This window comes from Ruegeria sp. BH6 (assembly GCF_056538105.1).
The window spans coordinates 190,505-215,773 of record NZ_JBQFSR010000004.1; the positions used below are offsets into that span (position 1 = coordinate 190,505).

25 protein-coding genes are annotated in these 25,269 nt (G+C 58.1%); 10 read left to right on the top strand and 15 right to left on the bottom strand.

What is annotated here, in order from left to right; all coding sequences use genetic code 11:
* Positions 1-1,209 carry a winged helix-turn-helix domain-containing protein gene (locus ACR0B8_RS11290; RefSeq protein ID WP_170360953.1) on the top strand — a complete coding sequence of 403 codons (1,209 nt, stop codon included), beginning with the start codon at positions 1-3 and terminating at the stop codon, positions 1,207-1,209.
* Positions 1,210-1,212: 3 nt separating this feature from the next.
* On the opposite strand, the gene ACR0B8_RS11295 is transcribed toward ACR0B8_RS11290, so the two are convergent.
* Positions 1,213-1,911, bottom strand: a complete 699-nt coding sequence (locus ACR0B8_RS11295; protein ID WP_170360956.1) for a fumarylacetoacetate hydrolase family protein — start codon at positions 1,909-1,911, stop codon at positions 1,213-1,215.
* 541 nt (positions 1,912-2,452) lie between these two features.
* Positions 2,453-2,887, bottom strand: a complete 435-nt coding sequence (gene hpaR / locus ACR0B8_RS11300) for a homoprotocatechuate degradation operon regulator HpaR (RefSeq protein ID WP_170349627.1) — start codon at positions 2,885-2,887, stop codon at positions 2,453-2,455.
* A 236-nt stretch (positions 2,888-3,123) separates the two neighbouring features.
* Between hpaR and ACR0B8_RS11305 the strand changes: the two genes are divergently transcribed.
* Both ACR0B8_RS11305 and ACR0B8_RS11310 read left to right on the top strand, forming a co-directional pair.
* Positions 3,124-4,536: a pyridoxal phosphate-dependent decarboxylase family protein gene (locus ACR0B8_RS11305; protein ID WP_226689049.1), complete on the top strand. Its 1,413-nt coding sequence runs from the start codon at positions 3,124-3,126 to the stop codon at positions 4,534-4,536.
* Positions 4,537-4,546: 10 nt separating this feature from the next.
* Positions 4,547-5,317: an HpcH/HpaI aldolase family protein gene (locus ACR0B8_RS11310; protein WP_480658508.1), complete on the top strand. Its 771-nt coding sequence runs from the start codon at positions 4,547-4,549 to the stop codon at positions 5,315-5,317.
* Positions 5,318-5,321: 4 nt separating this feature from the next.
* Here the strand turns inward: ACR0B8_RS11310 and ACR0B8_RS11315 are convergent, their stop codons facing one another.
* Positions 5,322-6,464 carry a DUF3095 domain-containing protein gene (locus ACR0B8_RS11315; RefSeq protein ID WP_480658505.1) on the bottom strand — a complete coding sequence of 381 codons (1,143 nt, stop codon included), beginning with the start codon at positions 6,462-6,464 and terminating at the stop codon, positions 5,322-5,324.
* Positions 6,465-6,606: 142 nt separating this feature from the next.
* Between ACR0B8_RS11315 and ACR0B8_RS11320 the strand changes: the two genes are divergently transcribed.
* The 4 genes from ACR0B8_RS11320 to ACR0B8_RS11335 all read left to right on the top strand — a co-directional run bounded on the left by ACR0B8_RS11320 (position 6,607) and on the right by ACR0B8_RS11335 (position 11,062).
* Complete coding sequence (locus ACR0B8_RS11320; protein WP_480658504.1) at positions 6,607-7,779, top strand: MFS transporter; 1,173 nt, start codon at positions 6,607-6,609, stop codon at positions 7,777-7,779.
* 33 nt (positions 7,780-7,812) lie between these two features.
* On the top strand, positions 7,813-8,850 hold the full coding sequence (locus tag ACR0B8_RS11325; protein ID WP_425081265.1) for a glycosyltransferase family 4 protein: 1,038 nt from the start codon (positions 7,813-7,815) through the stop codon (positions 8,848-8,850).
* A 110-nt stretch (positions 8,851-8,960) separates the two neighbouring features.
* A complete protein-coding gene (locus ACR0B8_RS11330) occupies positions 8,961-9,983 on the top strand; it encodes an aspartate-semialdehyde dehydrogenase (protein ID WP_226689044.1) in 1,023 nt (340 codons plus the stop codon).
* A gap of 161 nt (positions 9,984-10,144) precedes the next feature.
* Positions 10,145-11,062, top strand: coding sequence for an endonuclease/exonuclease/phosphatase family protein (locus ACR0B8_RS11335; protein WP_480658501.1), 918 nt, complete (start codon positions 10,145-10,147; stop codon positions 11,060-11,062).
* 60 nt (positions 11,063-11,122) lie between these two features.
* On the opposite strand, the gene ACR0B8_RS11340 is transcribed toward ACR0B8_RS11335, so the two are convergent.
* Both ACR0B8_RS11340 and ACR0B8_RS11345 read right to left on the bottom strand, forming a co-directional pair.
* Entirely contained in the window at positions 11,123-11,659 is a 537-nt protein-coding gene (locus tag ACR0B8_RS11340; protein WP_480658500.1) for an SRPBCC family protein, read from the bottom strand.
* Positions 11,660-11,764: 105 nt separating this feature from the next.
* Positions 11,765-12,415, bottom strand: a complete 651-nt coding sequence (locus tag ACR0B8_RS11345; protein WP_170349618.1) for a carbonic anhydrase — start codon at positions 12,413-12,415, stop codon at positions 11,765-11,767.
* Positions 12,416-12,559: 144 nt separating this feature from the next.
* Here ACR0B8_RS11345 and ACR0B8_RS11350 point away from each other — a divergent pair, with 144 nt between their 5' ends.
* From ACR0B8_RS11350 to ACR0B8_RS11360, 3 genes are all read left to right on the top strand, one after another.
* Positions 12,560-12,949: a hypothetical protein gene (locus ACR0B8_RS11350; RefSeq protein ID WP_170349845.1), complete on the top strand. Its 390-nt coding sequence runs from the start codon at positions 12,560-12,562 to the stop codon at positions 12,947-12,949.
* Between the two features lie 62 nt (positions 12,950-13,011).
* On the top strand, positions 13,012-14,394 hold the full coding sequence (locus tag ACR0B8_RS11355) for a leucyl aminopeptidase family protein (RefSeq protein ID WP_170360970.1): 1,383 nt from the start codon (positions 13,012-13,014) through the stop codon (positions 14,392-14,394).
* Entirely contained in the window at positions 14,391-15,128 is a 738-nt protein-coding gene (locus ACR0B8_RS11360; protein WP_170360972.1) for a C40 family peptidase, read from the top strand. The genes ACR0B8_RS11355 and ACR0B8_RS11360 overlap by 4 nt, the downstream gene beginning before the upstream one ends.
* Here the strand turns inward: ACR0B8_RS11360 and ACR0B8_RS11365 are convergent.
* The 10 genes from ACR0B8_RS11365 to ACR0B8_RS11410 all read right to left on the bottom strand — a co-directional run bounded on the left by ACR0B8_RS11365 (position 15,125) and on the right by ACR0B8_RS11410 (position 25,240).
* On the bottom strand, positions 15,125-15,475 hold the full coding sequence (locus ACR0B8_RS11365) for a DUF2794 domain-containing protein (protein WP_170349615.1): 351 nt from the start codon (positions 15,473-15,475) through the stop codon (positions 15,125-15,127). The genes ACR0B8_RS11360 and ACR0B8_RS11365 overlap by 4 nt on opposite strands.
* A gap of 76 nt (positions 15,476-15,551) precedes the next feature.
* On the bottom strand, positions 15,552-17,216 hold the full coding sequence (locus ACR0B8_RS11370; RefSeq protein ID WP_226689042.1) for an ABC transporter permease: 1,665 nt from the start codon (positions 17,214-17,216) through the stop codon (positions 15,552-15,554).
* Positions 17,217-17,337: 121 nt separating this feature from the next.
* Positions 17,338-18,558 (bottom strand): phenylacetate--CoA ligase family protein, encoded by a 1,221-nt coding sequence (locus tag ACR0B8_RS11375; RefSeq protein ID WP_226689041.1) that lies wholly within the window; start codon positions 18,556-18,558, stop codon positions 17,338-17,340.
* A 19-nt stretch (positions 18,559-18,577) separates the two neighbouring features.
* Entirely contained in the window at positions 18,578-19,411 is an 834-nt protein-coding gene (locus ACR0B8_RS11380; protein ID WP_170349612.1) for an ABC transporter ATP-binding protein, read from the bottom strand.
* Between the two features lie 2 nt (positions 19,412-19,413).
* Positions 19,414-20,643, bottom strand: a complete 1,230-nt coding sequence (locus tag ACR0B8_RS11385; RefSeq protein ID WP_480658497.1) for a patatin-like phospholipase family protein — start codon at positions 20,641-20,643, stop codon at positions 19,414-19,416.
* Positions 20,644-20,707: 64 nt separating this feature from the next.
* On the bottom strand, positions 20,708-21,991 hold the full coding sequence (locus tag ACR0B8_RS11390; RefSeq protein ID WP_170360980.1) for an ABC transporter substrate-binding protein: 1,284 nt from the start codon (positions 21,989-21,991) through the stop codon (positions 20,708-20,710).
* A gap of 73 nt (positions 21,992-22,064) precedes the next feature.
* Complete coding sequence (locus tag ACR0B8_RS11395) at positions 22,065-23,141, bottom strand: branched-chain amino acid ABC transporter permease (RefSeq protein ID WP_226689039.1); 1,077 nt, start codon at positions 23,139-23,141, stop codon at positions 22,065-22,067.
* A gap of 3 nt (positions 23,142-23,144) precedes the next feature.
* A complete protein-coding gene (locus ACR0B8_RS11400; protein WP_170411030.1) occupies positions 23,145-23,402 on the bottom strand; it encodes a hypothetical protein in 258 nt (85 codons plus the stop codon).
* Between the two features lie 3 nt (positions 23,403-23,405).
* Complete coding sequence (locus ACR0B8_RS11405) at positions 23,406-24,392, bottom strand: branched-chain amino acid ABC transporter permease (RefSeq protein WP_480658495.1); 987 nt, start codon at positions 24,390-24,392, stop codon at positions 23,406-23,408.
* A 29-nt stretch (positions 24,393-24,421) separates the two neighbouring features.
* Positions 24,422-25,240, bottom strand: coding sequence for an ABC transporter ATP-binding protein (locus ACR0B8_RS11410; RefSeq protein ID WP_170376430.1), 819 nt, complete (start codon positions 25,238-25,240; stop codon positions 24,422-24,424).
* Positions 25,241-25,269 lie beyond the last annotated feature (29 nt).

Below are 25,269 nucleotides of genomic sequence, written 5' to 3' on the forward strand. Positions count from 1 at the left end.
ATGGCGCCGCGACGGCTGGACAACAAAACGGCCCGCGCGTTGTTTATGGATCACCATGCGCTGGCCGAACCGCCTTCGGGCGGGGCCAAAGGTGCGGATTTATTGGATTTGATCCACCGACTGGGCTTTGTTCAGCTGGACAGTATCAATACCGTGGCGCGCGCCCATGACATGATCCTGTATTCGCGCAGGCCATCCTATCGCGCCAAAAACCTCAAACAGCTTTACGAACGTGACAAGGCGCTGTTTGAACACTGGACTCATGACGCTGCTGTCATCCCGATAGAGTTTTACCCCCATTGGCATCTGCGATTTCAACGTGATGAGGTATTGTTGAAATCCCGGTGGAAAAATTGGCGCCGGGATGGGTTTGAGCAGCAGTTTGCCTCTGTCCTGCAACATATCCGCGATCATGGCCCGGTCTCGTCCTCGGATGTGGGCAAGGACGAGAAAAAGGGCTCGGGCGGTTGGTGGGATTGGCACCCATCGAAAACGGCGCTTGAGTTCCTGTGGCGGTCGGGCGCGCTGACCGTGGTTGGCCGCAACGGATTTCAAAAGCAATACGATCTGACCGAACGGGTCATCGAGACGCATCTGTGTCCTGGCAACATGCCCTGCAACGCCGAGGAAACCGTGGATTGGTTGTGCAATGCAGCGTTGGACCGGCTGGGATTTGCAACACCCGGAGAGCTGGCGGCATTCTGGGATACGGTCAGTGTTAGCGAGGCCAAGAACTGGTGTAATAAGGGTCTAACACAGGGTATTCTGGAGGAGATTGAAGTCACCTGTGCCGATGGAAGAATCCGCAAACTGCTCGCGCGCCCGGATTTGGCCGAGAAAAACCCGCCTTCGCCGTCCAGCCGCATTCGCGTGCTTAGCCCCTTTGACCCGATGCTGCGCGACCGCAACCGCGCGGAACGTCTGTTCGGGTTCCATTATCGGATTGAGGTCTTCGTTCCCGCCGCCAAACGGACCTATGGCTATTACGTGTTTCCGCTGCTGGAAGGGGACCGATTGATTGGCCGGATCGATATGAAAGCCCAGCGCGACTGTGGCATTCTACAGATCAACGCGTTATGGCCAGAGCGATCCGTGCGCTGGTCCGACGCGCGGACACGCAGGCTAGAGGCCGAGATGGACCGCGTCCGCCGGTTTGCTGGATTGGACGGTATTGAATTCGCAACCGATTGGCTGAAAGACCCTAAATAGGGTCTATTCTGAGTCCGTCAGCGTCAATTGGATCGGCTGCAACCCGTCAATCCCCCCTTCGATCACATCCCCAGCCTGCACTGGGCCAACACCGGCGGGTGTGCCCGTCAGGATCAGGTCACCTGGACGCAGATGGTAATATCCGGACAAATGGCTGATGATTTCGTCGATCTTCCAGATCAGTTCGCTCAGCGTGGCATCCTGACGAATGTCGCCGTTCACGCTTAGATGAATGCGTGTGTTGCCTTGCGGTGACCAGTCCGCAGCCGAGGTCAGGGGCGCAAACACTGCCCCGGCCTCAAGGTCCTTACCCAGATCCCAGGGTCGCTGTTTGTTGCGCTCTCGGATTTGCAGATCCCTGCGGGTCATGTCCAGGGCACAGCCATAGGCATAGACGGCGTCCCAAGCCTGCGCACTGGTGGCGCGGAAAACGGGCTTTCCGATGGCTACAGCCAGCTCCATCTCGTAATGAAAATTCTCGGTCCCCGGCGGGTATGGCACAGACGCACCAGTCAGAACTGCGTTTGGCGCTGATTTGGTGAAATAAAAAGGGGCTTCGCGGTCGACCTCGTGCCCCATTTCGGCGGCATGAGCGGCATAGTTACGGCCCACACAGAAAATTCGCCCCACCGGATAAGCCGCATCCTGCCCCTGCATCGGAATCACAACCGGATCGGGAAGAGAAAACAAATTGTCTGGCATGGCAGCCCCCTAATCTATCAGCCAGCGCGCATCTTAATGCGGTGAACCGCGGGAACAAGTCGCCGCTTCTCGCGACATCGGCTGAATTCACTGCAATTTTACCTGCCAATCGGCAAGCCCTGGCCGACAGCTGTTCACAATCTGGTCGACGGGCTTGGAAAACGCTCAAACAGCTCTAAGTTGAAAGATGGCTGGGTGACGAGCGCTGGCAAATCGGGGTGCCGCGCGCTCTGACCGCCACTCACAGATATGGCGGGGACCCAAGCACCCGCCACGACGTCAAGACACCCCATAGGGTCCCGCATCACGCGGCATTATCGGGTGCGAATATTTCAGAGAACTATGGTCAAAGGCGTTACCCCCAATGTCTTTGGCGCAAAAAGCCGGTTACTTTTTTGATTGGCGCGTTCTCTGAATTGCGGGCCGGACCGTCGGGAACTATCCGGTGCAACCGGCCTCGGGCCAGGCATATAATCCAGTACACGTCTGGCCGCCCCGTCAGAGATAGCACCTGTCTCTGGCGGGGTTCGTATTTGGGGTGTCACGTTTCCAGTTCGCGCAATTCGTTCAGCAGGTCCAACAGGGCCTCATGCCGGTCGGGCCCAAGTTTGGTGCGCAGATCCTCGGCCAGATGGATGGTTATCTGAATATTGTCCTGGATAATCTGCTTTCCTTTGGCTGTGATGTCGACGATCTGGCGGCGCTTGTCACAAGGATGCGCGCTCCGCAGGATCAGGCCTTTGACCTCAAGCTTTTGCAGAATGCGAGTGAGGCTGGGCAACAACAGGCAAGCACGGTCCGCAATATGAGTCGGCTCTTGCGGGCCTTCCTCGTTCAGGACACGCAGCACGCGCCATTGCTGTTCGGTCACACCAACATCCACCAGCATCTTGCGAATGGGTCCCATGACCCGTTCCCGCGCCCGCAGCAACGCAATGGGCAATGAACGTGACGTCAATGGTACATCATTGGTCATACGAAATTCTTGCCGAATTCCGCCGACACTGCAACGGGACAGAGGGTTTTTTCGGCTGTTCTTACCTATTTGGCCATAAATAGACTCTATGCGATGGGATATTTTCACAGAGTTGTCATTTTGTGATGAAGTGAAGGATCGAAAGATCGTTGACCTTCTGCCCGCGTTGTCCATCACTATCAGCAAGACAAAACCAGCCTGGGGGTAACCCCCACCAAACAATGCTGAGGATAGCGATGAAATGGGATGAATTCTCAGACTGGGGCAAGAAAATATCCGAATGGGCACAGGATTATCACCTGACCGTGGGGGACAAACCGGTGCGCTCCCAGACCGAGCCCGGAGAAGTGTTCAACGCCCTGCCCGCCCATCCGCCGGAACAGGCGCAGGCGATCGAGGACATTTTTCGCGATTTCGAAGATATCGTGATGCCCGGCATTACCCATTGGCAGCACCCCCGGTTCTTTGCCTATTTCAACTCGAACGCCTCGGCCCCTTCGGTTCTGGCCGAGTTTCTGGCCAGCGCAATCGCGCCACAATGCATGCTGTGGCAGACCTCGCCCGCCGCAACCGAGATGGAAACGCGGATGATGGACTGGCTGCGACAGGCGCTGGACCTGCCCGAAGAGTTTGCTGGTGTCATCCAGGATTCTGCTTCGTCGGCAACGCTGGCCGCTGTGCTGACTATGCGGGAAAAAGTGTTGAACTGGCAGGGCAATCGTCAGGGGTTGTTCGGTCAGAAACCGCTTCGTGTCTATTGCTCGGCCGAGGTCCATACATCGGTGGACCGCGCCATCTGGGTTGCGGGGATTGGGCAGGATAATCTAGTACGTGTTCCGATCAAGGGAGATTGGCGCGGGATGGATCCTGCGGCACTAGATAGGGCAATTCAGGCCGATTTAGACTCTGGTTTTCAGCCTGCCGGTGTCATTATGTGTGTTGGTGGCACCGGAACTGGGGCCACCGATCCGATCGACGAATGCTTGAAGGTGGCGCAGAAATACGGGCTTTATACGCATGTGGATGCGGCCTGGGCCGGGTCGGCGATGATCTGCCCGGAATATCGCCACTATTGGCCCGGCGTGGATCAGGCCGATAGCATCGTCTTCAACCCGCATAAATGGCTTGGTGTGCAATTCGATTGCTGTGCGCATTTCCTGAAAAACCCGGATGACCTGGTGCAGACGTTGGCAATTAGCCCGGAATTCCTGAAGACACTTGGTAAGGACGGGATCATCAACTACTCGGAATGGTCGGTGCCTCTGGGCCGTCGGTTCCGTGCGCTGAAACTGTGGTTCGTTATACGCGCCTATGGGCTTGAGGGGTTGCGTGAACGGCTGCGCAATCATGTGAACTGGTCCGTCGACCTGCATGACAAGTTGGCGGCCGAGCCGGATTTCCAGATCACCACGCAACCGATGTGGTCGTTGTGGACCTTCCGCTATGCGCCTGAAGGGCACCCCGATCTGGACGCGCTGAACCTGCGGCTGGTTAATGCCATCAACGATGATGGCCGCATTTACCTGACCCAAACCCGTGTTGATGGTGATATGACGATCCGTTTTCAGGCGGGTCAGTTCGAAACCACGCAAGATGACGTGCGAATGGCCTATGATGTCATCACCGAAATCGCACGCTCACTAACCTAAGGGTTCCACCATGTCTGCACCAAAAAATACTTTCAAACAGGCTCTGATCAACGGAGATCGCCAAATCGGTTGCTGGAGCAGTTTTGCCGAACCCATCGCAACCGAGATCATGGGCACCGCCGGATTCGACTGGCTGGTGATCGACGGTGAACATGCGCCGAATGACATCCGTTCGATACGCGATCAGCTTATGGCGCTGGCCGCCAGCCCCTCGCATCCGGTGGTACGCGTGCCCGTGGGGGAAACGGCGAAGATCAAGATGGTGCTGGATGTGGGGGCGCAAACCATTCTGGTACCGATTGTAGAAAGCGCCGAACAGGCACAGGAATTGGTCCGCGCCTGTCGTTATCCGCCCAAAGGCCTACGCGGTGTCGGTGCAGGGGCCGCACGGGCGACTGGCTATGGGTCCGTCACGGATTACATTCAAACGGCGGACGCACAGATTTGCCTGCTGGTACAGGTGGAAAACCGCGCCGGGATGGCAGCGCTGGACGATATTCTGACGGTTGACGGTATTGATGGCGTGTTCATCGGCCCGGCGGACCTGTCCACCGACATGGGCTATCAAGGCAACAGCGCCGCGCCCGAAGTGCAGGCCACCATCGCCGACGCCATCACCCGTATCAAAGCCGCCGGCAAGGCACCTGGCATTCTGGGCACCAATGATCAGGCAAGCCAGACCTATATGGATATGGGCGCGCAGTTTCTGGCAGTGGGAATCGATGTGATGCTATTGGCGCAGGCGGCGCGGGCACTGGCGGCCAAGTGGAAAGCGAAGTAGCGCTTTAGCCTCGCATCCCGGCAGCGGCCTGCGCGTAACCGCCCGAAGCGCCGTCCACGAAATGCACGTGATCATCGCGTGTGGCCGAAGGCACAAAACAGGTCATCATCGCCTCATCCTGTGCATGTAGGCCGTAGCGAACCTTGCCTTGTCCGCGCGCTTGTTCCAGCATCATGCGGATCTGCGATAAGGTGGCCGGATCGCAATCCAGCGTCATTTTCAACCCGTCATCGAATTTGCGGAAATCGGCATTGCGACTGACCATGTGTTTGTAATGCTCAGGGTCGAACTGACCCAATCGCTTACCGGTCTTGAACAGCAGGGCAATCAGCAGGTTTTGCCCCAAAAGTTTGATTTTCTGCGCAAACAGGTTGCGCCCGGCCCTTGACACACGCGCATCAAGCGCGACATCGGGGGGTGGCCAACTGATTGGTGGGCCGTTTTCTGGCACCGGGTGACCTGCGCGCTCCAACCGATCGGCCGCGGATAGGACGGATTGAGACAGATCGGCAAAATCGCTTTCGGTGGCTTTGGAAGTCGGCTGCACCACGACCGAGACGATCATTCCATGCCGTGCCCTGCTGTTGGACCAGCGACAGGACAGGCCGGTAAGGTCGGGCTGCGCGCCGGGGTCGGCGGGCGGCACTTCGAACTGGCCTTCTTTCATCTGCGCCTCAGCCCAGGCCAGCCCGCCCCCCGAGAACATGGCGTAATCCACCCCGTCTGACGGCGCATAGCGTGCCACACGCAGGTCTTTGCCCGCCATGCGGATTTCGGACACAGGCACCAAGGCCCCGCGCAGAGTAATCCCAAACTCCTCGCCCGCCCAGCGCCGAAGCTGGGCCAGGACCGTTCGGCCCGTGTCAACCGCGCTGGCGGGTATGGCAAATCCGGCCCCGTCGCCACCGAAGACATAGGGAAACTCCTGCCCCTTCAACCCGTTGATCATGCCCGAGATCACAGCCGCGCCGACCATATTGACAGTTTTGTAGCGCCCGTTGGCAATCTCGCCAGTTGAATCAACGATGTCGGCCACGCCCAGCGCCCAATCATCCGGCACAGCGGTAAACCGCGCAGGCTGAGCCAGTCGGGTAAAGTCCCGCTGCAGGGGAAGGCTGTCATAAAAGGCGGCCTGGGCGTCTTTCATCTGCACCTCGGGGTGATGGTTAAATAGTTAGATAGACCGAATGTGAACGCTGTCCGGTGAAAACAGTATAGCACACGCGCTTGTGTGGCGCATCGTGACGTGCGAAGCATTTTCGCGCAGGCAGGGGTAGAAGGGACGAAAAATGAAGGCAGGTCTGGTGGTCTTGTGCCTGGGCTATGTGCTCAGCCAGTTCTTTCGCGCCTTTCTGGCGGTTCTCAGCGTTGATCTGGGCCGCGATATCGGCGCCACACCCGAGGATCTGGCCTTTGCCTCGGGTCTTTGGTTTCTGATCTTTGCCGCGATGCAATTGCCGGTGGGATGGGCGCTGGACCAGGTCGGGCCGCGCCTGACCTCGGCCGTTCTTTTGCTGGTCGGCGGCGCAGGTGGCGCAGCCTTGTTTGCCGTGGCCCACACGCCGTTTTACATCGCCATCGCCATGGGGTTGATCGGTATCGGATGCTCGCCCGTTCTGATGGCGTCTTATTATATCTTTGCGCGGGAATACCCGCCCGCCCGCTTTGCGACATTGGCCGCCGTGATGTTGGGGGTTGGATCGGTCGGCAATCTGGTGGCCTCATACCCCACTGCGCTGGCGGTCGAACTGGTTGGATGGCGCGCAACGATGTGGGTGTTGGCGCTGTTTTCGGGGGCTATCGCACTGGGTATCTTGTTCACCGTGCATGACCCAAAACGAGTCGAGACCGAACACAGGGGGTCCGTGCTGGATTTGCTGAAGGAACCCGCGCTTTGGACGATCCTGCCTTTGATGCTGGTCGCCTATGCACCCTCGGGCGCCACACGAGGACTGTGGGCCGGGCCGTACCTAAGCGATATTTTCAACCTAAGCACCACTCAGATTGGGACGGCGACTCTGATCATGGGCGCGGCGATGATTGCAGGCACCTTTGCCTACGGGCCGCTTGACCGGATGCTAGGCACGCGGAAATGGGTGATTTTCGGCGGCAATGCGTTGGGCACCGTGGCGCTGGTGCTGTTGTGTCTGTGGATCGACAACGCAGTCTGGGTATCGGTGGTTCTGATGGCGGTGATTGGGTTCATGGGGGCCAGCTTTCCGGTGATCATGGCGCATGGCCGCGCTTTCGTTGCACCGCATCTGGTTGGGCGCGGCATGACCTTGCTGAACCTGTTTGGCATCGGCGGTGTGGGGCTAGCGCAATTTATCACCGGACGCATTCACGCGGCCACGGTGGACATAAGCCCGACCGCACCCTACACAGCGATATTCGGCTTTTTCGCGGTCGCGCTTGCCATCGGGTGCGTGATTTATTTATTCAGCCGCGACAGCATAGACTGATCCCGCCTCGGATCATCGGGTATGGAGAGCTCAATGCAGGATATCGAAGTTCTGGCGCCGAACCTGAAACATAGTCTTTCGGGAGTGACCACAACTGTTATCCGGCTGCTGCCCATCCAGGCAAAGATGATCAACATCCGCGCCACGGGCCCAGGGTTGCCAGAAAATATTCCGCATATTCCCCTTTGGAAGACTCTGTTTTTGCCCAATCGTGCGCCCATCGTTTGGCATGCGCGTCGCAACACCGAAATGCTGATGGGGCTGTTCCTAAGGTCCGTATTCCGCCGCAACTATAAAATGCTGTTCACGTCGGCCGCACAGCGCGATCATTCGGGATTTACCAAAAAACTGATCTCGAAAATGGATGCGTTGATTGCCACCACACCACAGGCGGCCTCATTCCTGCAACACCCGTCGAAGGTGATCATGCATGGCGTTGATACGCAGATCTTCCACCCGGCCGAGGATAAGGAAGCACTGCGCGCCAAGCTTGGATTGCCAACCGGGACGTTGATAGGGTGTTTCGGACGTATTCGGCCCCAAAAAGGGGTCGATCTGTTGGTTGATGCGGCGATCAAGGTGCTGCCATCTTTTCCTGATGCCAAAATCGTCTTTACCGGCAATGCCACGAAAGAGTTCGAAGCCTTCCAGCGTGAGCAGGAAACCAAGCTGAAACAGGCCGGGCTGGCCGACCGTGTCCGGTTTCTGGGCGAACGCCCGTGGGAGGAGATCGTCGAAACCTATCGCGCGCTGGATTTGTTCGTCGCCCCTGCCCGCCATGAAGGGTTCGGCCTGACCCCGCTTGAAGCGATGGCATCAGGCGTTCCGGCCATCGCCTGTCATGGCGTTGGCGCCTTTAGTGCGCAGATTCAGGACGGAGTAACCGGTCGTTTGGTAGAAAAAGACAACGTTGATGCGCTGGCCGAGGCTTTGCACGACATGCTGAGCGACCCAGGCAAAATGGCCGCCGCCGGAACCGCCGCCCGCCAGCATATCGAACAGAATTTTCGAATCGAAGGCGAGGCAGAAGAGATCGTCAAGGTATACCGATCCCTGTTAGCGCAAGACTGAGGCCGGAAACGCCTCAAATCGCCGTCATCCTCGGAATAATGGCGCGATTCCTCTTTTTTCTTTGCTGCAACGCGGCTATGAACGCGCGTCCTTAACTTTGGAGACATGAAATGGGCTATCGCGTCGTAGTCGTCGGCGCCACGGGTAACGTGGGCCGCGAAATGCTGAACATCCTGGCGGAACGCCAGTTCCCTGTCGATGAACTTGCCGCCCTGGCAAGCCGTCGTTCGCTGGGAACTGAGGTGACTTTTGGCGACAAGACCCTCACGACCAAAGACCTGGACACATTCGATTTCACCGGCTGGGACATGGCACTGTTTGCCGTGGGGTCCGAGGCCACCAAGGTTTACGCCCCCAAGGCGGCCGCGGCTGGCTGCGTGGTGATCGATAACTCGTCGCTCTATCGCTATGACCCGGAGATTCCGCTGATCGTGCCGGAATGTAACCCGCAGGCGATTCACGACTATAAGAACAAGAACATCATCGCCAACCCCAACTGCTCGACCGCGCAGATGGTTGTCGCGCTGAAGCCGCTGCATGACCGCGCCAAGATCAAGCGTGTTGTCGTGTCGACCTATCAATCGGTTTCGGGTGCTGGCAAAGAAGGGATGGATGAGCTGTGGGATCAGACCAAAGCCGTCTACAACCCCACCACCGAGGTTGAACCGAAGAAGTTCCAGAAACAGATCGCCTTCAACGTCATTCCTCAGATCGACGTCTTCATGGAAGACGGCTCGACCAAGGAAGAGTGGAAGATGGTTGTCGAAACCAAAAAGATCGTCGATCCGTCGATCAAGGTCACGGCCACCTGCGTCCGCGTTCCCGTGTTCGTCGGCCATTCCGAGGCCGTGAACATCGAATTCGAAGAATTCCTGGACGAAGACGAAGCCCGCGACATCCTGCGCGAGGCACCGGGCATCATGGTGATCGACAAGCGCGAACCCGGCGGCTACGTCTCGCCGATTGAATGCGCAGGCGATTTTGCCACCTTCATCAGCCGAATCCGCCAGGATTCGACGATCGAAAACGGCCTGAACCTGTGGTGCGTGTCCGACAACCTGCGCAAGGGCGCGGCGCTCAACGCTGTGCAGATTGCCGAACTGCTGGGTCGCGAAGTCCTGAAAAAGGGCTGATAAACATATCGAATGTGCCATGTTGGATGACGTGGCACATTCCACCTCCGCCTGTTGACAAAGACAGGCTGGCTTGTCACCAAAATGACGCGCTTTGACAGCGGGACATGTGACACAGCACACCACATGCGTTGCCCCGCACAAAGCGACAGAGGCAGAGCATGCGAGTTTTGACCAAGCACAGGATTGTACGAAACCTGATCATAGGCTGCGCAAGTATGCTGATGGGTCTGGTCATTATTGGCTTTACAGGCCCCGTCATTGCAGCTGGGGATTCGTTCGCCCTGCTTCGCCCGCTGGCCGGCGTTCTGCTTTTACCATGCGCCGTGATTTTGCTGTGCATGCGCGCGCGCTACGTGGCATTGAGCGCGATAGCCGTCGCTGTCCTCGCGATTGGGTCAATCGCAACCAGCTATGCAGCGCCCTCAGGTGATTGCAATGGCGCTTGCCTGACGTTGTATCAAAAGAACCTCATGAGCCAGGCCTGGCCACGCTATCCCTTGGCCGATGACATAATAGAATCCAACGCCGAGATCGTGACCTTGCAGGAAGTGTCCAGTCACAATCGCAAGTTCATGAAAAACATGTTCGAACATTACCCGGCAAAATCGATCTGTGAATTTCGCCCCGAACAAAACGTCGCCATCCTGACCACATTGCCAATTGTCGAAGGTTCCGAGTTTTGCCTGGAAGGGTATGGGCTTGTCGGGGTGCAGGTTAAAACCCCCGGCGGCGGTCTGGTTTGGGTTGTATCCATACACCTGAACTGGCCGTTTCCTTATGACCAATCCAAACAAAGCCAAGTGATTGCTGACCGCATTAAGGAACTCGACGGGCCGGTTTTGATTGCCGGAGATTTCAATATGGTGCCCTGGGGCCAAAGCGTTCAGCGGATCGCGGCGGCAGCAGACAATGAAAGCTTTGGAACTATCCTGAACACTCATAACCTTGGCAGCTGGCAGATACCCTTGCCAATCGACATCCTGTTGTTCCCGAAAGGAACAACGGGAACGGTTGAGCTGCGCCCCTCCATGGGCTCCGACCACCTTGGAAAGCTCGCCAGAATTCGATTTGAATAATCTGCCCGGCCGTTGCGCCGGGCTGCATAGATCAAAACCTGCGGCGCAAAACCTATCGGCTTAGGTCTGCCCTTCGACCAGCGCCTTTAGACTGCTCAGCCCCTGTTCGTAATCGCCGCCGACCCACTTATCCATCATCAAACCCATCCAGCGTGCCATCGGGTTCATCCCAAGATCGGACTCAAATCCCCAAGTTACCTGCGTCTGATCGCCTTCGGGCGCCAGCTCAAACGACGCCGATGCCGTGCCCATCGGACCAAAATCCAGCGCGGTTCTGACGGTCTGATCCGGAACACTTTCGATGATTTCCTGCGTACCGCTGCCGACCTGTGGATGCTCGGAACTCCAGCTCAGGGTATTGCCCACCCCAGCTTCGGGTCCGCTATAGGACAGTTGCGTTTCCGGGTCCCGCGCCAGCCAGGGAGACCATTTCTCGGTCTCTTGCATGGAATTCACATAAGGAAAGATGGCGCTGGCCGGGGCATCGATGGTGATGCTGCGCGACACGATCGCCTTGCCGGGCAGCAGGTATGAGACACCGATCAATAGCAAAACAAGACAGATTAGAAAAAGGAAAATACGTTTGATGACTCGCATATCGCGCCTCTGACCCAAACCTGGATCAGGCCACTATACCCAAAAAGGGCGCAGAATCAGAGACCTGATCCCCCGCCCACTGTTTGCGAAACATTTCAGCGCAGTTTAGACGACGACGAATTTCTTTTCCTGCGGATCATAGCTTTGCAGCCCGCCTTCGCCGATATCGGTCCACAACCCATGCAGGCTGAGCGAACCATCCTGCACCGCAGAGGACACGAAGGGAAAGGTCATCAGATTCTCAAGCGAGGCCACAACCGCCTGCCGCTCAAACTGACGCGCCTGTTCAACGCTGTCCTCGACATCGGCGACCAAGTCGTATTTCGGTTTGAGGATATCCATCCAGCGGCCCACAAAGCTTTCTTTGGCTTCCAGTTGCGGGGCCTGCCCCTTGCACATGTCGATACAGCCCTGCACACCACCGCATTGCGAATGGCCCAGCACGATCAGATGCGCCACTTTCAGGGCGGTGACCGCATATTCAATCGCCGCACTGGTGCCGTGATGATCACCATCCGGTGCATAGGGCGGCACCAGGTTGGCGATGTTGCGGTGAATAAAGAACTCACCCTGATCGGCCCCGAAGATCGAAGTGACATGGACGCGGCTGTCACAACATGAAATCACCATCGCCCGTGGACGTTGTCCTTCAGTGGCCAGACGGCGATACCAGACTTGATTTTCAGAATATGTGGTGGCTTTCCAGCCGTGATACCGCTTGACCAAATAGTTCGGCAAAGGTTTGGCGTGATCCATTTGAAAGTCCCTGATTTGTTCGCTGGGGGCTGCTCTACCCCGAATTCGCAGAAAATTCGAGCGATTATCCCCCGCGAATGCAAGGTTTTGCAAAGGAATTCGCGGTCAAAGTCGGTCCATGCCGTGGGGGCGCAAAATATTGGGGTGAATGTGGTGGATAAGATACTCACGCTTGAACACAAGGAAACCGTTCGTCTGGATCAGGACCGGCTGAATGGATTGTACCGGCAATTGGGCGACAAGAACGCACTGGACGTTTTGTGCCGCACGGTCGAGGAACTGGCCGTGCGCCTGTCGAACTGCGAACGGTTCTGGCGGCAACGCGATTGGGCCGGGTTGCGCAAATGCGCGCGGTCGCTGGTGGCGATCGCCGAACAGATCGGCATGGTCGCATTGGCCCGCGTCGCCGGGGATGTGGCGCAGTCCGTGGATGCGGGGGATGCCGTTGCCACCGGCGCCACCCTGTCGCGGCTGATCCGGGTCGGTGAAAACTCGCTGACGGTGATCTGGGATCAGCAGGACCTTTCGGTCTGACGGGGCTTGCGGACGGGCCGTGGGCGGCTAGGCTGGGCGAAATCGAACAAGCCGAGATTTCCATGACCCTGTCCTTCGCTTCCTCTTCTGATCCATCGCTTCAGCTGCATGTCATCGCACAACCCGATCTGGAAGGCTGGCTGAGCGATCAGCCAGACCATATTGCAACCTGGGTCAGGGCCAGCGGGTTCACCGGTGCGCTGGGTCAGGCAGTGCTGATTCCCGGACCGGAAGGCAAACCCGAATTTGCGCTGGGGGGATATGGCAAAGCAACAGGCCGGGTGCGCAAGCGCTTTCCGCTGGCCGCCGTGGCCGAAACCCTGCCAGAAGGCGCCTATCACATTGCTTCTGGCGTCCCATCCGAGGTGTTAGCGACCGAATGTCTGGGCTGGTTGCTGACCGGCTATGCGTTCAACCGCTATGCCAAGCAATCTCCGGCCAATGCACGGCTGATCGCGCCCGAGGGCGTCGACGCCACGTTGATCGAAGTTTTGGCCCAAGCCGAGGCCCTGACCCGCGATTTGGTCAACACGCCCACCGCAGATATGGGTCCGGATCAATTGCAAGCTGCTGCCGAGGTGCTGGCGCAGGAATTCGAGGCGTCGTGCGACGTGATCCGCGGTGCGGCGCTGTTGGACCAGAACTTTCCGATGATCCACGCCGTTGGCCGGGCATCCGCGCAGGACCCCCGGCTGATCGAGATAAACTGGGGCAGTATTGGCCCCAAGCTGACATTGGTCGGCAAAGGTGTTTGTTTTGATACCGGTGGGTTGAACCTGAAACCCGGCAACTCGATGGGCTTGATGAAAAAGGACATGGGCGGATCGGCCAATGTGCTGGGATTGGCCCGGATGATCATGGCATTGAACCTTCCGCTGCAACTGCGGGTGTTGATCCCAGCGGTTGAAAATTCGGTGGCCGGAGACGCCTTTCGCCCCGGCGATATCCTGACCTCGCGCAAGGGCCTGACGGTTGAGATCAACAATACCGACGCCGAGGGGCGGCTGGTACTGGCCGATGCGCTGACGCTGGCAGATGAGGGGGAGCCGGATCTGGTAATCTCGATGGCCACGCTGACGGGTGCCGCGCGGGTGGCCGTTGGCCCCGATCTTGCGCCGTTTTACACCGATGACGACAGTGCTGCCGATGCTTTGGCACAGGCAGGCAGGCAGGCCGCTGATCCGGTTTGGCGGATGCCGTTCCATGAACCCTATGAGGCAATGATCGAACCTGGCATCGCCGATCTGGACAATGCGCCTCCGGGTGGGTTTGCAGGCTCGATCACCGCCGCGCTGTTCCTGCGTCGGTTTGTGGGCAATAGTCGTTACATGCATTTCGACATCTACTCGTGGCAGCCCAGCAAGGTCCCCGGCCGCAGCAAAGGCGGCCTCGGTCAAGGTCCGCGTGCCATATTGACCGCCCTACCCGAGATTCTGGGCCTATGACCCAACAGCGCATCATAACCCCCGTCGCTGACCTGTTGCGCCGCCCGGATGGTCCGCGGGACCGGCAGCTTTTGTTCGGTGACACCGTCACCGTCCTTGAAACGCAACAGGGTTGGGGCCGGATCACCGCCGACAAGGACGGTTACCCGGGCTGGGTAAACTTGGATCACTTGGGGGCACCGGTGCCCGATACGCATTGGGTCACTGCGCCTGCGACCCACGCCTATGCGCAGCCAGATATGAAAAGCCCCGACCGGGTCTCGTTAAGTTTCGGCAGCAGGGTTCAGGTTCTTTCGGAAAATGGCCGGTTTCTGGAAACTGAGCTGGGATTCATCCCCGCCGTTCATGCCAAGCGCAACGCCATCCACCTGACCGATCCGGTTTCCGTGGCCGAACTGTTTCTGGGCACACCCTATCTTTGGGGCGGCAACAGCCGGTTCGGGCTGGATTGCTCGGGTCTGGTGCAGGCTGGGCTATTGGCCTGCGGCACGCCCTGTCCCGGCGATAGCGGCGATCAAGAGCGTGAATTGGGCGAGGCCCTGTCCGCTGGGACGGAACCGAAACGCGGCGATTTGCTGTTTTGGAAGGGTCACGTCGCCTGGGTCTATGGCGACAACATGCTGCTGCATGCCAATGCCTATCACATGGATGTGACGTTCGAGCCGATGGATCAGGCTATCACGCGTATTCTGGAACAGGGTGATGGGCCAGTGACCGCCCACAAACGGCTCTAATCAAGGTCGACCGAGCGAATCAGCTTGCGTTCCAACACCCTTAGAACCGTGCGCAAATCCTGGCCGCGTTTCAGGATGCGGCCATCCATGCCAACCACCGAATACATCCCCTGCCTTTGCCGCAGACGTGGATGTTTCTCGACCCGGTAAATCGGATGTTCTGCCGTTCGCCGAAAGATGGAAAACACCGCCATGTCGCGCAGGTTGGAAATTCCGTAATCGCGCCATTCTCCGGCGGCGACCATCCTGCCATAGACGGATAGAATATGGGACATCTCGTGCCGGTTAAACGCGACGGGCATCTGGGCCGAGTTTGCAGAAAACCGGCTGGGAGGCTGCATGTTCATACCCCAAGCCTTGCCGGAAATTGCGTTTGAATCAAGCCCAAGCACAACAGGATGTGATTTTTTGGTTCGCCCTGTGCTAGCGCCGCCCGACCTGACGGCAGATCAGAATCACCGGCAACAGCCCCACCGCAAGGATCACCAGCGAAGGCACGGCGGCACCCTCCAACCGCTCATCCGAGGCCAGCCGATACGCCTGTACCGCCAGCGTATCAAAATTGAAGGGCCGCATGATCAGGGTGGCGGGAAGCTCTTTCATCACGTCGACAAAGACGATCAGCAGCGCCGTCAGCAGCGAGGGTGTCAGGATCGGCAAATGCACCCGTCTCAGCGTTCCCAACGGGGTCTGGCCCAGCGACCGTGCAGCGGCGTCCATGTTGACATGCACCGTGCTTTGCCCACCCTCATAAGCGCTGAGCGCAGCGGCCAGGAAACGCACCATATAGGCCGCGATCAGCAACCAGATTGACCCGGTAACCAGCAGTCCGGTCGAGATATCGAAAGTTTCGCGCATCCAGGCATCCAATGCGTTGTCGAAACTGGCAAATGGCACCAAAAGGCCCACCGCGATTACACCGCCCGGCACTGCATAACCCAGCCGCGCGACATAACCTGACGTGGCTGACCCTTTGCCCGGGCGCAACCGTTGATAGAACCCGATGCAAATCGCCGCAAAAACGGTGACGACGGCAGCCGTACCTGCCAGCGTCAACGAGTTCTGGATAAACCCGATATAGCGCCGCGACAGCAGGTTCTGTTCCGATTCAAACCCCATCTGCACGAGAATGAACACCGGCAGCAAAAAACCCAACAGCACCGGAATGGCACACAGCATGAACCCCGCAACTGCAAACCAACCTTTAATCTGCTGTGCTGGCAGTGGGGCGTGGCTTTTACCTGCCTGGTAATATTTTGCCTTGCCCCGCCGAGTGCGTTCGATCACTGCCAGTAGCAATGCGAAACCCAGTAAGCACATGGCCAGCTGCGCGGCGGCAGCGCGATCTCCGATCGAAAACCAGCTGGTATAGATACCGGTGGCAAAGGTCTGAACGCCGAAATAAGCTACGGTGCCAAAATCGGCGATGGTCTCCATGATCGCCAGCAGGACCCCGCCGGCAATTGCCGGGCGCGCCATTGGCAAGGACACATGCCAGAACGCCAGCCAAGGGCTTTTCCCCAACGCCCGCGCGGCCAGAAAAGCGGTCGAGCTTTGCTGTAGAAAGGCGGCGCGGGCCAACAAATAGACATAAGGATACAGAACCAGGATCAGCATCACCGCCGCGCCCCCGGTCGAGCGAATCTCGGGGAACCAATAATCGCGCGGGCCCCAGCCGGTCACCTCGCGCAGGGTGGATTGAACGATACCGGGGTGATCCAGAATGAACGTATAGGCATAGGCCAGAACATAGGCCGGAAAGGCCAGTGGTAAGACCAGAGCGATCTCAAGAAAGCGAACACCGGGAAAGCGGGTCATCGTCACCAGCCAGGCCGCGCCCACACCGATGGACAGGGTCCCGAGGGCGACCAGAACCACCAAAATCAACGTCGTCAGCGCATAGCCGGGCAGAACCGTATCCAGCAGGTGTGAGATCGTTTCCGTCCCACCCGTCACTGCCGCAAGCACAACCGCAATCATCGGCAGCAGACAGGCTGCTGCCACCAGATAGGCCACCACGGCCACCAACCGGGTGCCAAACACGCCCCGATTGCGCGTTCCGTGTTCTGAGTATTCGATTTCGGCCATGTTTCCGGTGTTACAGGCAAAGAGGCGCAGGTTTCGCCTTTAATCGACTAAAATGCTAAGAAACACCAGTAGGCAGAGGAACAATTCTGCGGCACAAACTGCCGCAGAACCCTTTGTTGGACTATTCGTAAACGCGCTGATCCTCGATCACCAACCCGTCCTTGGGCAGCGACCCGGGGGCCACAACCTCAATCGCGCCTTTCAGTTTCAGCACCTCAATTACGGATTTGGCATAGGTCACGTCATCGTCGCGTGGACTTTCGATCTGAACGGTCATCGTGTCCATTTCCCCCTGTCGCGCGGCGATGACACGGGCTTTGACGATCTCTGCATGTTTGTCGACCAGCGCGGCCACCTGTTCAGGACGCACGAACATGCCTTTGATCTTGGTGGTCTGATCGGCCCGTCCCATCCAACCCTTGATACGCAGGTTGGTGCGGCCACAAGGCGATTGTCCGGGCATGATCGCGGACATATCACCGGTGGCAAACCGGATCAGCGGATAATCTGGGTTTAGCGAGGTCACCACGACCTCACCCACCTCACCCGTTGCAACCGGGGTGCCTGTGCCGGGCGTGACGATTTCGACAATCACATGCTCGTCGATGATCATTCCCTCCATCGCGTGGCTTTCATAGGCGATATTGCCCAGATCGGCGGTGGCATAACATTGCAGACAGGAAATACCCCGGTCGGCATAATCCTGACGCAGCGATGGGAACAGTGCGCCACCACCCACCACGGCAGAAGAAAAGTTCAGCTCCACGCCCATCTCATCCGCTTTGTCCAGAATGACCTTCAGGTAATCCGGAGTACCAGCATAAGACGTACACCCCACATCCCGCGCCGCAGTGACCTGCAGCTCGGTCTGGCCGGTACCGGCGGGCAGCACAGCGGCCCCAACAGCCCGCGCACCACTTTCAAAAATCATCCCAGCCGGGGTCAGGTGATAGCCAAAACAGTTATGGACGATATCACCGGGTCTTACGCCTGCCGCATGCAGGAACCGGCCCATGCGCCACCAATCGGGATCAGTGCTGCCGGGCTCATAAATCGGACCCGGGGACTGGAAAACATGGTGAAAATGCCGCGCCGGTGTGACCGTGAACCCGCCAAACGGCGGCCGCGCCGCCTGTGCCTGCGCCAGTTCAGATTTGCGCAGCACCGGCAGTTTCACCAGATCCTCGGCCGAGGCAACAGCATTGCAATCAACCCCTGCCAGATGCGCCGCAAAACCGGGCGCGGACAACGCCCGCTGAATTTGAACACGCAGCGCCTGCGCCTGATCGGCAGCGCGCTCGTCGGCTGAACGGGTCTCGAGCGCGTCGTAGTAATTCGTCATGACCAGATCCTCCATCCGCTTACAGCCACCTTTTGCGGCGGCGGTATGAGCGCACGTCACGGAAGCTTTTGCGCCCCTCGTCGGACATGCCCAGATAAAACTCTTTCACATCCGGGTTTTCGCGCAGATCGGCCGCCGGGCCGTCCATCACAACACGCCCCGATTCCAGAATGTATCCGTAATGTGCAAACCGCAGTGCCACATTGGTGTTCTGTTCGGCCAGCAGGAAGGACACGCCCTCTTTCTCGTTCAAATCCTTGACGATGCCGAAAATCTCTTCGACCAGCTGCGGCGCAAGACCCATCGATGGCTCATCCAGCAGGATCGTTTCTGGGCGCGACATCAAAGCCCGACCCATCGCCACCATCTGCTGTTCCCCGCCCGAGGTATAGCCCGCCTGCGACCGGCGCCGTTCGGCGAGACGCGGGAAATAGGAATACACAAGTTCCAGATCCTGCTGGATCGCCGCGTTGCCATCCTTGCGAGTATAGGCCCCGGTCAGCAGATTTTCCTCGACCGTCAGGTGTTCAAAGCAATGGCGGCCTTCCATCACCTGAATGACGCCCTTTTCCACCAGATCGGCCGGATCGCTTTCATGCACGCTGGTGCCGCGATAGGTGATCGTACCCTTGGTGACCTCGCCCCGTTCGGACTGCAGCAGGTTCGACACCGCCTTGAGCGTCGTAGTCTTGCCCGCCCCGTTGCCGCCCAGCAAGGCGGTGATCCCACCCTTGGGCACGGTCAGGCTGACGCCCTTCAGCACAAGAATGACGTGGTTGTAGATCACCTCGATATTGTTGACCTCCAACAGGGTTTCGGCCTGTACATCGGTGGTTTGTGCCGCATCCAGCATCGTCAACTCCCGTAGATTTCGTTGATCTTGCGCTCCAACTCAGCCGCGGCCAGCCACGGGATGGGTTGAGAGCTTGTCATGTTCTTCCCCGCCTCGAACAACGCCCCGGTAATACATTTGTCAAACAGGGGTTCGGGGTTCTTGCAATTGAGCGCGGGCAGTTCAGGCGCAACCAATGCCTTAAAGGTCCAAGAGGGGTTCTGTTTCACAACGCGAAGGGTTCGGTCGATCGACTCGCGAAATCCCTGATCGGTGACCAGTTGGAAATTCCGGCCTGCCAACGCGAGGATACCGGGTCCTGGGTCCTTTTCTGCGACAACCAGATCGCCGTTCACCAGCAAAGTTACCCGAATGTCAAATTGTTGCCCTGTGCGCTGCGTAGCTGTTTGCTGACCTTTAGCCAGGCCTTCCAGAAACACGTGCTGGCGCACACCTGCATCCGCATATAGGTCCCCATTGATCTTGCGAGGCGGGAACAGAACCGGAATGGCCGAACTGGCCAGAACCGCCTCGGACACGCAATCCTCTTTTGTCGCGAAATCATCTGGGGTGGTGGCCAGATACTGACCGATATCCATGATGTCGAACCGCCCGGTTTTTAGATTGACCGCGCCGACCACCACGCTGTTGACCTCTTGCCCGGATTGGCCCGGGTCGGCCCGCTTGGCGATACGATCCAGCAGAGGTTCGTCAATTTCACTTTCGACCAGCCGTTTCAGCTTTTTGGTGCTGAAGACAGAACTGGCCAAAGGAATCGGCGGCACGATTTGCAGCGACAGCACATCGTTCAAATTGATCCTGGTATTGGATTTCAGGCGCGCGTCAAACGCTGCTCCCGCAAATGCCAGAGGGGTAATCAACGCCCCGGCGCTGGCCCCGGTCACGACACTGAAGTCTGGCCTGCCGTTTTCTGTCCAGCCCGTCAGAACGCCTGATGAGAAGGCACCATATTGCCCACCGGTGGTCATAGCCAGAATTTCGACGGGAATGCCCCGTCCATCGCGGTCAAGGTTTGCACGTTGCGCGGCCTGACCTTCGAACACCCGGGCAAACAGATCCGCAGTCGCATCCACATTCGGCGCTGAGCTGCGCCCGACAACGGATTTCGCCGGAACAGAATCTCGGACAAGCCCGGTGCAGGTCGGCCCGTCGATCTCGGGCGCGCTGCACGCAGCAAGCCCAAGTACCGCACTCAGCACTATCCCTGTTCTTATCCGGAGAAACTCCAGCATCACCGCGTGTCCTTGTTTGGGGGTTGGGGCGGCGGATCACCGCCACCCCTTTTTTTGTTGCGCTTTAGTTGCAGCGCCCCTCGAGGTTGTTTTCCGACGCGTAAGCTGCGGAATCCTCGTCGATAAGCGCACCGATCACGTCACCATCTGTTGGTTTGAAGTCAGAAATCAGCGACCAGGTCTTGTTCGCCGCGTCCCACTGCGTCACACCAACCAAAGCGTCGCCGCCGTGGTTTTTGCACGAGACCGAGAAGGTCGGACCAAAGTTCGGCAGGCCCAGCTCAGCCATTTTCTCTTCGGTCATTTCAAGCGCTTCCATACCGTCACGCATGTCAGCCGGAGTGATTTCGGCATTGCCCGAAAGCTCTTGTGCTTTCTTAATGGCTTCTGCAGCCAGCACCGCAGCGTAAAGGCCACGGTTATACAGTACCGTCCCAACCTGATCGCCTGCACCGGCAGCCTTGCCAGAATCGACCACATATTGCTGCAGGTCAGCAAAGACCGGGAAATCCGTGCCCACATTGTGGAAGGTCAGCGCCTTGTAGCCATTCGCGGCCTCACCCGCAGGCACAACGTCATTTTCCGAGCCGGACCACCAGATACCGATGAAATTCTCCATCGGGAAGCGGATGTTCGCGGCTTCCTGTACCGCAACCTGGTTCATGACGCCCCAGCCCCACATCAAGACATAGTCAGGACGGTCGCGGCGGATCTGCAGCCATTGCGACTTTTGCTCTTGTCCGGGGTGATCAACCGGTAGGGCCGCGAGCTCGAAGCCGTGCTTCTTGGACAGTTCTTCCAGCGTGCGGATCGGCTCCTTGCCGTAGGCCGAATTGTGGTAGACCAGAGCAATTTTCTTGCCGCTCAGATCGCCACCGTTTTCTTCCAACAGATAGTTGATCGCACCTGAGGCCCCGTCCCAATAGTTGGCCGGATAGTTGAACGTATGGCTAAAAACGTCGCCATTCTTAGCCGAAGTCCGGCCATATCCCATCGTGTGCAGCGGGATATTGTCCGCGGTCACTTTTGGGATCAACTGATAGGTGATGCCCGTCGAGAGCGGTTGATACACCAACGCGCCTTCGCCCTTAGTCGATTCGTAGCACTCAACCCCTTTTTCGGTGTTGTAGCCGGTTTCGCATTCGACCACGCGGATCGGCACGCCGCCAATGCCGCCATCCCGTTCGTTCAACAGAGTGAAATAGTCGTTATACCCGTCCGAAAACGGAATGCCGCCAGCTGCATAGGGCCCAGTCCGGTAGCTGAGATCAGGGATTACCAAATCCGCCAGAGCCGGTCCTGCGGCCATCAGGGCGCCAAGCGCCGCGGTTGCCAGTGTCAATTTCATCGGGTGTCTCCTCCCTTGGTTGGTCCGATGTTGGGGTCGGGCTTTGCACCCGTTATCTGATTGGGCCTGCCCCTTAGTGCGGGAACGGCCAGAGTCTGAGTTTCTCTTTCGCCACGCGCCAAAGCTGCGCCAGACCGTGTGGCTCAAGGATCAGGAACATGATGATCAGCGCGCCGACAATCACTAGCTGCAGATGCGCCACAATATCGGTGGGCCAGCCCAGCCAATCGGCGCCAACGACTTTCAGCACCACGGGCAGCAACACAAGAAATGCAGCGCCCGCGAATGAGCCAAAAATAGACCCTAATCCTCCGATAATGATCATGAACAGCACCAGAAATGATTTCTGAATGCCAAAGACCTCACCCACTTCGACAGCGCCCAAATAGACGGCAAAGAACAGCGCCCCGGCGATGCCCACAAAGAACGAGCTGACGGCAAAAGCGGTCAGTTTCGCCTTCAGCGGGTTCACCCCGATGATCTCGGCGGCGATATCCATGTCGCGGATCGCCATCCAGCTGCGCCCCGTGGTGCCACGCGTCAGGTTGCGCGCGATAATGGCACTGAGCGACAGGAAGATCAGGCAGAACAGATAGGTGGCCCAGGCCGGTGCGTTCGGGCCGGTGATGATGATGCCGAACACGTCACGCTCGGGCGCGTTGATCTGGCCCGAAGCGGAATAGTTGTAGAACCACGGTACGCGGTTGAAAAGCCAGACCAGAAAGAACTGCGCGGCCAGGGTTGCCACCGCCAGATAGAACCCCTTGATCCGCAGGCTTGGCAGGCCGAACAGCACGCCGACAATGGCGGTGATCCCGCCCGCCAGAATGACATGTATGAACATGCTGACATCCGGGAACGCGGTCATCAGCTTGTAGCAGGCATAGGCCCCCACGGCCATGAACCCCCCGGTGCCCAAGCTGACCTGACCGCAATAGCCCACCAGAATGTTCAACCCGATCGCTGCAATCGCATAGATCAGAAACGGCAACAGCAAGGCATTGGCCCAGTAATCATTGATGAGGAACGGAATGATCCCAAAGGCCACGGCGAGCACGACATAGTACCGATACCGGTCGAACTTGATCGGAAAGGTCTGGTTGTCATCGATGTAGGAGGTTTTGAAATCCCCGGCCTCACGGTAGAACATGACTTATTTCTCCCACTCTTCCTGCGCCCGGTTGCGGGCCTTGGCATCCAGTTGGTTCGATCCTTTGGCGTATCCGCTCGCCTCGGAACTGCGCACCAGTTTCATGTAGGCCAGAACGCCCGTGATCAGCCCGGCAAAGGCCAGAATCGCTGCGACCACCAACTGGCTTTCGGTCAGATCTTCCGAGGTGACGGCGATATAGCCAAAGGCCCAGAACCCGGCCCATGCGATGACGTTGATGATGGCGATCAGTTTGGTCATGCCCTACACCCTCTCGATGATTTTCTCACCGAAGAGACCTTGCGGTCGGAACACCAGGAAAATCAGCGCCAGAACATAGGCAAACCAGTTCTCGGTCGCACCGCCAACCAACGGGCCAATGGCGAACTCGAACAGTTTCTCACCCACACCGATGATCAGCCCACCGACAATGGCACCTGGGATCGAGGTAAACCCGCCCAGCATCAGCACCGGCAACGCCTTAAGCGCGATCAGCGACAGCGAGAACTGAACGCCCGACTTGGTGCCCCACATGATGCCCGCGACCAGCGCCACGAACCCAGCCACCGACCAGACCATGATCCAGATGAAGTTCAGCGAGATGCCAACCGACAGCGCCGCCTGATGGTCATCGGCCACAGCGCGCATGGCCCGGCCCTGTTTGGTATACTGGCTGAACGCCACCAGGGCCGCCACCAGCAGCGCCGCAATCACGGTCGCCACGATGTCCAGATTGTCGAGGAAGAAGCCATAACCGAAGATGTTATAGGTGCTCTCATCAATCCACAGATTGATGCCCTGCGGCAGGCCCACATCCAGCGTCTTGATCTCGGACCCCCACATCAGGTCGGCCACACCTTCAAGGAAATAGGCCAGCCCGATGGTGGCCATGAACAGGATGATCGGCTCTTGCCCTACCAGGTGACGCATGACGAACCGCTGTACCGCCCAGGCCAGCAATACCATGACACCCATGGTCAAAAGGATCGCCACAAAAGCGGGCACATTCCACCCGAAAGTATGAACGTGCGTGCCAAAAGTCGCGTTGATCACATGCCCAAAGGGCACCTGCCCGTTCATGATCCCGACCAGCGTCATCGCCGCAAACAGCGCCATAACGCCTTGGGCATAATTGAAAATCCCCGAAGCTTTGTAGATCAGAACAAAGCCCAGCGCGACCAGCGCATAGAGCACCCCGGCCATCAGACCGTTGAGGATGACCTCCATCGCGAATACGAGTTGTTCAGGCATCTGCGCCTCTCCCCATGTCTGTCCGATGCTCAGTCATGACTGACCCCCAGATAGGCGTCGATGACGTCCTGATTGCTGCGCACCTCATCCGGGGTGCCGTCGCCGATCTTTTTTCCGTAATCCATCACGACCACGCGGTCGCTCAGGTCCATCACCACGCCCATATCGTGTTCGATCAAGGCAATGGTGGTGCCGAACTCGTCATTCACGTCTAGGATAAAGCGGCTCATGTCCTCTTTTTCTTCAACATTCATGCCCGCCATCGGCTCATCCAGCAGCAGCAGCCTGGGTTCGGCCGCCAGCGCACGGGCCAGCTCGACCCGCTTTTTCAACCCGTAGGGCAGGCGCGACACCGGCGTTTTGCGAATGTGCTGGATTTCCAGAAAATCGATGATCTTCTCCACTGCCTCGCGGTTTTCCACCTCTTCCGCTTCTGCCTTGCCCTTCCACCAGGCCTGCTGAAAAATGTTGGTCTTCATAAAGTTCAGCCGTCCGGTCATAACGTTGTCCAAAACGCTCATACCTTCGAACAGAGCAATGTTCTGGAACGTCCGCGCAATGCCTTGCTGCGCGACCTCGAATGGCCGCATCGGTGGGCGCTTGGCCCCGTGAAACCAGACCTCACCCTCTTGCGGGACATAGAACCCGGAAATCACGTTCAACATCGAGGATTTACCTGCCCCATTCGGCCCGATGATGGCGCGGATCTCACCCTCGCGAATATCAAACGAGATATCCTTGATTGCCACAACACCGCCAAAACGCAGAGTGATGTTCTTCATCTCCATCACCACGCCGCCGATCTTGCGGCCGTCTTCGGTGACATATCCTTCGGAACTATCCAGCATCAGTCACTCCCTGACCTACGCAAAAACGG